Source organism: Collinsella aerofaciens, assembly GCF_028206995.1.
Lineage (GTDB): Bacteria > Actinomycetota > Coriobacteriia > Coriobacteriales > Coriobacteriaceae > Collinsella > Collinsella aerofaciens_AQ.
In genome coordinates this window covers 194428-205433 of sequence record NZ_JAQLFL010000003.1, presented here as the reverse complement: position 1 = coordinate 205433, position 11006 = coordinate 194428, and the positions used below count along the sequence as shown (strand labels likewise).

The following is an 11006-nucleotide window of genomic DNA, read 5'->3' as shown; positions in this document are numbered from 1 at the left end:
TATTACGAGCTCCTGTGCGAATTGGAGAGAGCGCTCCCGCAAACTGCCTCTTGACAACTTATAGGAGCGTCGGTTTTGTTTTCACGGTTTTCGGTATGGCCGAGGCTATCCGTGTTAACGTAGTAGATGGGCCACTTTTGTGGCAAGGGGGCCGATCTGCGGGCCAGGGTAGCTAAAAGAGCCCCGTCCCAAAAAGACTGATTGGGAGCTGGGGCGTGTCGATGCGATAGTATTACGTGGTGAAATTCGACAAACCGTGAGCTTCATCCGAGGGCTTTATGGAACAACACCAGCATAATCAGAGCCTGCAAGATCAGGCATACAACGCACTGCGCTCCAAGATCATCTATGCCGAGCTCAGGCCCGGCACGCGCCTTTCGGCAATTGGTCTGGAAAAAGAGACAGGGATCGGGCGCACGCCCATTCGCGAGTCCTTTGTGCGCCTGCGCGAGCAAGAGCTGGTGGAAACGCGTCCCAAGAGCGGCACCTACGTCTCTAAGATCAGCATGGAACACGCCGAGAATGCCTGTTTCTTGCGCGAGAAACTCGAAAGAAGCGTACTCATAAAATGCTGTTCGGCCGCTTCGTCCGAGCAAAAGCATCGGCTCGAGCAGATTCTTGCCGAGTCCGAGTCGCTCGACCATAGCGAAACGCGTCGTTTCTTTGACCTGGACAACCTGTTCCATGAGACGTGTTTTGAGATTGCTGGCCGTCACATGCTGTGGGATTGGATGAAGAGCGTCAACACGCATTTTGAGCGATACAACTGGTTGCGTATGGTGTCGCAGGACCTGGATTGGGAGCCGATTCGTCGGCAGCATCGCCGGATTCTCGAGGCCATTAAGGGGGGCGATACCGACACGGCGAGCTATCTGGCAGAGACGCACCTGCACCTGATGCCCGAGGAGCAGGGCCCGGTTATCGCCTTGCATCCCGACTATTTTGAGCTGTCCAAAGACTCGGCCATCTAACTCGCCCCCTTCATTAGTTGCGGTGAAATAGGGATTGTTTTGCGGCTCTGATGGTGTAGGCAGTCCGTATTCCACCGCAAGTGACGGGGCACATCGGGGCACGAAAAAGCTGCGGCGCTGCTTGGAGGAAAAGACCGGAAGCAAGAGTCCATTCCTCCAGACGGCGCCGCAGCTGTTTTGGTGGCTCGGCTTTTGTCGAAGTGGCTCAGTTGAGCGCGGTTGCCAACCGAGTAGGCAAAGCGGCTCGGGGGCGTGTCGCTTCCGTTACGTTCTATCAGCATACAAGACGTTTTCGGTTCTTGTCCGTGACGGAAACGGCGCGCTTCCGAGCCGCTTTAAAAGAAAGGGGGCGAGGTCTAGGGCACGCCCCCTTTCACGATAGAGAGCTAAACCTAGCCGCGGACCTTCTTGACGACGTCCATGGCCTCGCGGGCGATCTGCTCGACCTTGGAGAAGTCGCCGTCGGCAAACAGGGCCGGCTTGACCATCCAGGTGCCACCGCAGGCGATGATGGCGGAGGAGCTCAGGTACTCCTCGACGTTGGCGGTGCTCACGCCGCCGGTAGGCATAAAGCGGTGACCGACAAACGGAGCGGCGAGGGCCTTGATGGTGTTCAGGCCGCCATACTGGGACGCGGGGAAGAACTTGGTGACCTTGAGGCCCAGGTTCTCGGCTGCGGTGACCTCGGAGGGGGTCACGGTTCCGGGAAGGACGGGCAGGTCGATGTCGATGCAGTGCTTCACGACGTCCTCGTTGTAACCCGGGGAGACGATGAACTTGGCACCGGCTGCGCGGGCCTGCTCAACCTGCTCGACGGTCAGGACAGTGCCGGCGCCAACGCACATCTCGGGCTCGGCCTCGGCCATAGCGGCGATGCACTCGGCGGCGCAGGCGGTGCGGAAGGTGACCTCGGCGGACTTCATGCCAGCTGCCATAAGGGCGTGGGCGAGCGGAGCGGCGTCCTCGACCTTGTCGAGCACAACGACCGGCACGATGCCCAGGGACTCAAGCGTGGTGTAGAACTGATCGAACATGATGTTCCTTTCGATGTGTGGCGCGCATGGGCGCGTGATTGCCAAATGTGCTGGTCAGGAGCCGATTTTGGATTGGTTATCGGAGGCACTGCTTGGGGTTCAAGCAATTCCAAAACCGGCTGCTCGACCAGTCATGTAGGAAATGCCAGGCAAAACCGGAATGGGACTGGTGGTTTTGCCCGGCCGGAGGAATCGGGGAGCGGGCCGCAGGGGTATGGGATTGGAAAGCTGCGGCCCGCGGAATGGAGACGGACTAGCGTGCGACGCGAGTGCCACCGTCGGCGGCTGATGCCACGGCTGCGATCTCGTCTGCGGTCACCAAGTTGGAATCGCCCTTGATGGTGAGCTTGAGGATCGACGCTGCAATCGCGTAGTTGACGGCGTCCTGCGGGTCAAAGTCGTTGGTGAGGGCATGGACGAGGCCGGCGTTGAAAGCGTCGCCGGCGGCAACGCCCTCGAGCACGTGCACGTCGTGAGCAGGGGAGAACCAGTGCTCGCCGCTCTCGGCGTCAAAGAGCATGCCCATCCAGATGGAGCGCTCGACGCAGGAGATGTTGCGGACGACCGAGGCGACCTTTTTGCAGCCGTACTCGGCGCAGATCTGACGGGCCATCTCGACGTAGGTGTCGCGCTCCTCGATGCCATGGGCAAGGGAACCAGAGACGCAGGTCATGCCGAGGCCGGCGGGCGCATCCTCGTCGTTGGCGATGCAGATGTCGACGAGCGGCAGGAGTTCCTTCATGGTGGCCTGCGACTTCTCGGGCGACCACATCTTGCCGCGATAGTTCACGTCGCACACGGTGGTGATGCCCTTGGCGCGGCAGGCGGCGAGTGCCTCCTTGCAGGCGGCGGCCATCTCATCGGAGACGGCGGGGGTCACGCCGGAGAAATAGAAGACATCGATGCCCTTGAGGATCTCGTCCCAGTCAAAGACGTCGCGTTTGGCCATGTTGATGGCAGAGAACTTGCGGTCGTAGACGCAGCCGTTGCCGCGCTGCGAGGCGCCGACCTCAAACACATAGGAGCCAAGACGGTCGCCCTGACGCACGACGCGCGTTGTGTCGACGCCGTAGGCCTTCAGCGAGCGCAGCGCGCACTCGCCTAGGCGGTTGGCCGGGACAACGGATACGTAAGCGGCCTTGTCGCCTTGGTAGGCTAGGGAAAGAGCGGTGTTGGCCTCGGCGCCACCGTAGCGGACGTCAAACTCGGTTGCCTGCTCAATGCGCAGATGATCTTTGGGCGAGAGCCTCATCATGATTTCGCCGAAGGTAAGAACCGTTTTACCCATGGTCGCGCAGCTCCTTCTTGCTCGTGCGTACACCTTTGATATGGCGTTGGCGCGGAGGTGCCAAGACGGTAGGGCACATCTTTGCACCTCCGCGCCAACGCTTGCCGAAATCGGTTTACGAAATCGGTTTCGTTTCGAGTTGTAGTATACTCACCTACAGCGTTTTGCAAACGAGATTTTTAAAAAAATGCCTAAAATGGCTCAGACTGCTGACAATTGGGAAACGGGGTGCGCCATGGCGCAGATGAGAATCAAGGACATTGCCGCCGAGGCGGGTGTGAGCCCGGCCACGGTCTCGCGCTATCTCAACAACCGTCCCGGGCAAATGACCGAGGAGACCCGCGCCCGCATCGCCGAGGTCATCGAGCGCACCGGCTATCGCCCACGTGCTGCCGCGCGCAATCTGCGCAGCTCGCGTACCAACCTCATCGGTGTGATCCTGGCCGACATCGCCAACCCGTTCTCGAGCGCCATGCTTGAAGGACTTTCCGCCAGCGCCGCCGCGCGCGGCTGCTCGCTCATGACGGCCATTAGCGGCAACGACCCCGCTAAGGAGGCCGAGTCGCTCGCCAGACTTATCGATGCTGACGTGGACGGCCTGGTCGTCAACACCTGCGGAGGCAACGACAAGGCGATCGCCGCGGCCGCGGGGCGCCTGCCCGTTGTGCTGCTCGACCGCGACGTTGCCGACGGCGGTGTCGATCTGGTGACATCTAACAACCGTGAGCTGGTCGCCGGCCTGGTAGACGCCTTGACCGCCGCTGGCAGCGAGCGCCTGTGCCTGCTCACCGAGGCAAGCGACGACAGCCCCGTGCGTCGAGAGCGCGCCGAGGCCTTTACCGACGAGCTTTTGCACCGCGGCCTTGCCGGCGAGGTCGTCACCCTGGCCGACGGGGGCGCCACGGGCGTCGGCCGCCTGGACGAGACCATCCGCGGCTATGCAGGTAAAAAGCTCGGCCTCATTGCTGTCAACGGCTTGGTTTTCCTGCGTCTGACCGAGGCGCTAGCGCAGCTGGGACCCTCGCTGCCGGCGGGGCTCAAGATCGCGACGTTTGACGACTACCCCTGGAACCATGTGCTCTTTGGTGGCGTGACCACGGCCGCGCAGGACACCCTCACCATTGCCGAGCGCGTAGTCGAGCGCCTTTCCGAGCGCATCGACGTTGTTACCACCACCGTGGGCGAGGCCGCAAAGCTCGCCCCCAAGCGCATCGAGATCCCCGGTCACATCGAACACCGCGCTTCGACCTTGCGCTAACCATTCGTTCGCAACTGCCTGTTCGCGCACGTTTTTTGAGCGCTTGATACGCTTTAACCCTGCGGAAACATTTTTCTGCGATAGTATCTGCGATATAGACCAGTCGAAACCCGCCCGAAAGAAAGGGGAGCGACATGAACCAGCAGAACATCGATTACGTACTCCGCTCCGTAGAACAGCGTGATATCCGCTTTGTGCGTCTGTGGTTTGTCGACATTCTCGGCCGCCTCAAGAACTTTGCCATTAGCCCCGAGGACCTCGAGGTCGCTTTTGAGGAGGGTATTGGCTTTGACGGCTCCGCTATCGAGGGCTTTGCCACGCCCGAGGAAGCCGATATGCTGGCGTTCCCCGATGCTTCGACCTTCCAGATCCTGCCGTGGCGTCCGAGCCATAACGGCGTTGCCCGCGTGTTCTGCGACGTGTGCACCCCCGACCGCAAGCCCTTTGCCGGCGATCCGCGCGATGCCCTGCGCCGCATGTTCTACAAGGCCGAGAAGGCCGGTTACCTGCTCAACGTGGGCGCCGAGCTGGAGTATTACTACTTCCCCGACGAGCACACCCCCGAGCCGCTCGACAACGTGGGCTACTTCGATCTTTCGGTAAGCGACGCCGCTCGCGACCTGCGCCGCAACACGGTCCTCACGCTCGAGAAGATGTCCGTGCCCGTGGAGTACACCTTTCACGCCGCCGGCCGCTCGCAGCACGGCATGAGCCTGCGCCACGCCGAGGCCCTGAGCATGTCCGACGCCATCACCACGGCCAAGCTCATCATTAAGCAGCAGGCCTACGAGAGCGGTTGCCACGCCTCCTTTATGCCCAAGCCGTTGGCGGGTGAGGATGGCAGTGCTATGTTCCTGTGCCAGTCGCTGTTCGACCACGACGGCAACAACGTCTTTTGGGGCGAGGACGACGAGAAGTACCACCTCTCCGATATCGCCAAGCACTACATGGCCGGCATCCTGGCGCACGCGCGCGAGATCAGCGCTATCACTAATCCCACGGTCAACTCGTACAAGCGCATCACCACGGGCGGCGACTCCGTGCCGCAGTACGCCACGTGGGGCCTGCGCAACCGCGCGAGCATGGTCCGCATCCCGGTCTACAAGCCCGGCAAGCAGCTGTCCACGCGCATCGAGCTTCGTAGCCCCGACCCCATGGCCAATCCGTACCTGGTCAACGCCGTCACGCTGGCGGCTGGTCTGGACGGCATCGAGCGCAAGCTGGAACTCCCGCCCGAGGCAACGGCTGAGACGCTCAAACTTACTGACCGCCAGATGCTCGAGGCCGGCTACACGCCGCTGCCGCGCTCGCTCAAAGAGGCGCTCGACGTCTTTGAGGACTCGCAGTTTATGAAGGATGCCCTCGGCGAGCACATCCACAGCTTCTTCCTCAAAAAGAAGCGCGCCGAGTGGCATAAGTTTGAGTCTACGATCACCGAGTGGGAGATCAAGCACTACCTGGCGAACTCCTAATCACGCTGGCTTGTTCCAGTACGATTGAGCTCATTTCTTTGGAGGCCGATATGTCCGAAAAGAGTGCCCTGTTCATGGCGCGCACGACGCGCTTCCACGAGTTTGCCCGCAGCTTGACGACCACCCTGGGTGTCGAGGTGAGCCTGGCAACCCCCGATTCGCCGACCGCGGCGCACGACTTTGACCTGCTGATCCTCGATTCCGATGGCATCCGCAGCGACCGCATCGATCAGATTGCCAAGTGGCTTGACGATCGCGGCGGCGTCCCCATGTTGGTGATCGTCGACGACGAGGCGCTCGGCACCCTGCGCCTGCCCAATCATGCGCATGCCGACTTTGTATGCCCCACGGCGACGCCCAACGAGCTTAAGGCTCGTGCACAGCGCCTGATGGGCGAGGAGGAGACCGTCACCGCCGACGATGTGCTCAACATCGATAACCTCGAGATCAACCTGGCTACCTACCAGGTAACGCTCGATAACGAGCCCATCGACCTGACGCTGATGGAGTACTCGCTGCTGAGCTTTTTGGCGACGCACCCCAACCGTGCCTACAGCCGCGAAGTGCTGCTGCACCGCGTGTGGGGCTTTGAGTACTGCGGCGGCACGCGCACCGTCGACGTGCACATTCGACGCATCCGCTCCAAGGTGGGTCCGCAGATCGCGGCACACATCACCACCGTCCGCGGCGTGGGTTATCTGTTTAAGGACTAGATTTCCACCACAAAGGGGACAGGCACCTTTGTGGTGGTTTTGACGCGGGTGCGGGTTCCTCTCGAATCTGCAGCAGAACTTAAGCCTTCCTAAAAGATTGCGTTCTCATACACTTGCGCCCGCATATTGGGGTACAACTCAACGTGAACAATGATGGCCCGCCACATGTTTGGCGGGCCTTTGGTTATTTGACGAAAGGATCGCAGCTATGAGCGAGTACGATTCCCAGCGTCCCCAGGATGCGGGCAACGCCGGCGAGACCCAACAGCAGCCGCGTGTGCAGGTAGAGTCGACGCCTGCCGATGGCAACAACATTCCTTACGTGCAGGCCTACGACACGCAGACCGGCCAGCCGCTGGGTGGCCAGCAGGTCGTGAACAAGCACACGGTGGTCAAGACCAAGACCAAAAAGCTGCCGATCTTTATTACGGCACTTGCCGGCTGCGCCTGCGGCGCCCTGCTGGTCATTGCGCTCATTATGAGCGGCACGCTCAACATTGGCGGCGGAAAGAATGCCGTGACGGCGGGCGCATCTGGCTCGTCGACGCAAAAGATTACGATTGATTCCGAGGACACCACGCTGGCCGAGGCCGTTTCTGCCAAGGCCCTGCCCTCCGTGGTTTCCATTACCGCCACTTCGAGCGGCAGCCAGAATGGCTCGCTTTCGCAGTCTGCCGACGAGTCGGACAATTCGGGCAGCGTCGGTTCGGGCGTGGTGCTCGATACCGAGGGCCACATCCTCACCAACAACCACGTGGTCGATGGTTACGACCAGTACGTGGTGACCATGGACGACGGCACCACCTACGAGGCCGAGTTCGTGGGCAACGATGCTTCGAGCGACCTGGCCGTCATCAAGCTCAAGGATGCTGACGCCTCCAAGCTCACGCCGATCGAGATCGGCGATTCCTCCAAGCTCAACGTGGGCGAGTGGGTCATGGCGATCGGCTCGCCGTTCGGCAACGAGCAGTCCGTCTCCACGGGTATCGTGTCGGCGCTCTATCGCTCCACCGCCATGAGCTCTACCAGCGGCAACACCATCTATGCCAACATGATCCAGACCGATGCCGCTATCAACCCGGGTAACTCCGGCGGCGCGCTCGTTAACGACAACGGCGAGCTCGTGGGTATCAATTCGCTCATCGAGAGCTACTCGGGCTCCAGCTCGGGCGTTGGCTTTGCTATTCCCGTTAACTACGCCAAGAACATTGCCGACCAGATCATCGGCGGCAAGACGCCGGTGCATCCGTACTTGGGCGCCACGCTTTCGAGCGTCAATGCGCTCAACGCCCGTACCAACAAGCTGAGCACCGACAGCGGCGCGTACGTGGCGAGCGTCGTCGAGGACGGTCCTGCCGCCAAGGCCGGCATTCAGGAGGGCGATGTCATCACCAAGCTGGGCGACGACGAGATTACGAGCGCCGATGGCCTGATCATCGCGCTGCGCAGCCACGAGGTGGGCGAGAAGGTCGAGATCACGCTCATGCGCGGCAAGGAAGAGAAGAAAGTCACTGTCGAGCTGGGTTCTGATGAGGAGCTGCAGAACCAGCAACAGGACGACAGCGCGACCGACACCGGCAACGGCGGTATTACCGACGAGCAGCTGCGCCAGTATCTGGAGGAGCTGCTGGGCCAGCAGGGCTACGGTCAGGGGTTCTAGCGAGCCGTTTCGCGCATACCAATGCCAGAGGGGCTGTCCCACCAAGCGCGGGACAGCCCCTCTTTTCTTATTGATCCGTTGGGGACGGAGGAAAACGGATCATTTAAAGCTGATAAGAGCATGGTTTGATCGCGCGATCCACCCCGGTCTGGCGGCTGCCGATTCGGTGCGGTTCGAAAGGGCTATTCGGCCCCTTTGCGACCGGTGGTACTCTAGTATCCGTTTGAAATCGAGCGAAGGAGTGCCGCTATGGAGCAATCGAGCCTGTTTGGTGAAGGCGTGGACATCGATACCGAAACGCCCGCGAGCGCGGATGCCGCCGCACCGGCCGACGCCCGTGCCCAGGCGGCAGCGCGTGCGGCCGAGCTGCGCCACGAGCTCGATTACCACGCCTATCGCTACTACATGCTCGATGCGCCCGAGATCACGGATGCCGCCTTTGACAAAATGCTCGTTGAGCTGCAGGAGATCGAGGCGACCTACCCCGACCTGGTGACGCCCGACAGCTATACCCAGCGCGTGGGCGGCTACGTGAGCGAGCAGTTTACGCCGGTCACGCACATGGCACGCATGTATTCCATGGACGATGCCATGGATCTGGACGAACTCGACGCGTGGCTCCAGCGTACCGAGGATGCGCTCGGTGCCGGTAGCGTCACCTATACCTGCGAGCTTAAGATCGACGGTCTGGGCGTGGCGCTTACCTACCAAAGCGGCACCTTCGTACGTGCAGCTACACGCGGCGATGGCACCACGGGCGAGGACGTGTCGCTCAACGTCCGTACCATCAAGGATGTGCCCATGCACCTGTCCGAGCCGGCGCTCGCCCACATGGGCGCCGACCGCGAGCGCACCATTGAGGTGCGCGGTGAGGTCTATATGCCCAAGGGCAGCTTTGTTCGTCTGAACGACGAGGCCGATGCCGAGGGTCGCGACCCCTTCGCCAACCCGCGCAACGCCGCCGCCGGCAGCCTGCGCCAAAAGGACCCCAAGGTCACGGCGCGCCGCGATCTTGCCACCTTTATCTATGCCATCGCCGATACTGACCCACTGCATGTCCACAGCCAGCGCGAGTTCCTCGATTGGCTGCGTAGCGCCGGCTTCAGCGTCAACCCTAACGTTGCCCGTTGCGCCACACCCGCCGAGGTTCACGAGTTCTGTGCCCAGGCGCTCGAACATCGCGGTGACCTGGATTACGACATCGACGGCGTGGTCGTAAAGGTTGACAGCTTCCAGCAGCAGCTCGACCTGGGCTTTACCGCCCGCGCGCCGCGCTGGGCCATCGCCTTTAAGTTCCCGCCCGAGGAAAAGCAGACCGTCCTGCGCGAAATTCGCATCCAGGTGGGCCGCACCGGTGTGCTCACACCGGTCGCTGAGTTCGACCCGGTGACGGTCGCCGGCTCCACCATCGCGCGCGCCACGCTGCATAACATCGACGAGATCCGTCGCAAAAACGTGCGCGAGGGCGATACCATCATCGTGCACAAGGCAGGCGACGTAATCCCGGAGGTCGTGGGCCCGGTGCTCGACAAGCGCCCGGCCGATTCGGTCGACTGGCACATGCCCGAGGTCTGCCCCGTGTGCGGCAGCCCCGTGGTCCACGAGGATGGCGAGGTGGCCTACCGCTGCGTCTCCATCGACTGCCCCGCGCAGCTCAAGGAGCGACTGCTTCACTGGGTGAGCCGCGGCTGCATGGACGTCGACGGCCTAGGCGACGAGATCGTCGACAAGATGATCGCCGCCGGGCTGATCCACGATGTCGCAGACTTCTACCAGCTCACGGTCGACGACATCGCCGGCCTGGACACGGGCCGCACCTATGCCAGCTCCAACAGCAAAAAGGGCGTCAAGAAGGGCGACCCCATTCCGGTAGGCCTCAAGACGGCCGAGAAAATCATCGCCGAGCTCAACAAGTCCAAGAGCCAGCCGCTCGGTCGCGTGCTGTTTGCCCTGGGCATCCGCCACGTGGGCAAGAGTGTGGGTGAGGTCATCGCCGAGCGATTCCTGTCGATCGACAAGCTTATCTTGGCGAGCGAAGAGGACATCGCCGAGTGCGAGGGCATCGGTCCCAAGATTGCGGCGAGCGTCAAGCAGTTCCTGGCCGTGCCCGAAAACCTTGCCGTGCTGGAACGTCTGCGCCAAGCGGGCCTTTCGCTCGAGGTCGACCTGGGCGCCGCGCATGCGCAAGCCGCAGCCGACGCTGGCGTGGCGGGCGAGCTCGCCGACGCACAGCCGCTTGCGGGCTTGACGTTTGTGCTGACCGGCACGCTCGTCAACCGCACCCGCGACGAGGCGGGCGCGGCGCTCAAGGTGCTCGGCGCCAAGGTTTCGGGCAGTGTGTCGAAGAAGACGAGCTATCTGGTCGCCGGCCCCAAAGCGGGCTCCAAGCTCACCAAGGCCGAGCAGCTGGGTGTGCCCGTGCTGGACGAGGACGCACTCGAGCAGATTCTGGCTACCGGCGAGGTGCCGGTGGCGTAATGGATATAGAGAATCGCAATTGCTCGCAGGCGGAAGGGCGCACGAGGCACGCCCAAGGGCAGGCAAAAGAGCACCTGATGGCGCGAATTCGCATTGCGGAACGTGAGCGCTCGGCAGATGCGTCTCGTGATG

The 11006-nt window shown here is 61.9% G+C and carries 8 protein-coding genes; 6 read left to right on the top strand and 2 right to left on the bottom strand.

Annotation, left to right across the window (positions count from 1 at the left end; translation table 11 throughout):
* Positions 1 to 278: 278 nt before the first annotated feature.
* Positions 279 to 971, top strand: coding sequence for a GntR family transcriptional regulator (locus PMX60_RS03975; protein WP_271746969.1), 693 nt, complete (start codon positions 279 to 281; stop codon positions 969 to 971).
* A gap of 392 nt (positions 972 to 1363) precedes the next feature.
* Here PMX60_RS03975 and eda read toward each other — a convergent pair whose 3' ends face one another.
* Together eda and PMX60_RS03965 are read right to left on the bottom strand one after the other, a co-directional pair.
* Positions 1364 to 2005 carry a bifunctional 4-hydroxy-2-oxoglutarate aldolase/2-dehydro-3-deoxy-phosphogluconate aldolase gene (gene eda / locus PMX60_RS03970; protein WP_055286010.1) on the bottom strand — a complete coding sequence of 214 codons (642 nt, stop codon included), beginning with the start codon at positions 2003 to 2005 and terminating at the stop codon, positions 1364 to 1366.
* A gap of 253 nt (positions 2006 to 2258) precedes the next feature.
* Positions 2259 to 3293 (bottom strand): sugar kinase, encoded by a 1035-nt coding sequence (locus PMX60_RS03965; RefSeq protein ID WP_271746968.1) that lies wholly within the window; start codon positions 3291 to 3293, stop codon positions 2259 to 2261.
* Positions 3294 to 3528: 235 nt separating this feature from the next.
* On the opposite strand from PMX60_RS03965, the gene PMX60_RS03960 reads away from it, so the two are divergent.
* The 5 genes from PMX60_RS03960 to ligA all read left to right on the top strand — a co-directional run bounded on the left by PMX60_RS03960 (position 3529) and on the right by ligA (position 10874).
* Entirely contained in the window at positions 3529 to 4551 is a 1023-nt protein-coding gene (locus tag PMX60_RS03960; RefSeq protein ID WP_271746967.1) for a LacI family DNA-binding transcriptional regulator, read from the top strand.
* 134 nt (positions 4552 to 4685) lie between these two features.
* Positions 4686 to 6023, top strand: a complete 1338-nt coding sequence (locus tag PMX60_RS03955; RefSeq protein ID WP_271746966.1) for a glutamine synthetase family protein — start codon at positions 4686 to 4688, stop codon at positions 6021 to 6023.
* Between the two features lie 50 nt (positions 6024 to 6073).
* The gene (locus PMX60_RS03950; protein WP_006234733.1) at positions 6074 to 6736 is read left to right on the top strand and encodes a response regulator transcription factor; all 663 of its coding nucleotides are present in this window, start codon (positions 6074 to 6076) and stop codon (positions 6734 to 6736) included.
* 208 nt (positions 6737 to 6944) lie between these two features.
* Entirely contained in the window at positions 6945 to 8396 is a 1452-nt protein-coding gene (locus tag PMX60_RS03945; protein ID WP_271746965.1) for a S1C family serine protease, read from the top strand.
* Positions 8397 to 8645: 249 nt separating this feature from the next.
* Positions 8646 to 10874, top strand: a complete 2229-nt coding sequence (ligA, locus tag PMX60_RS03940) for an NAD-dependent DNA ligase LigA (protein ID WP_271746964.1) — start codon at positions 8646 to 8648, stop codon at positions 10872 to 10874.
* Positions 10875 to 11006 lie beyond the last annotated feature (132 nt).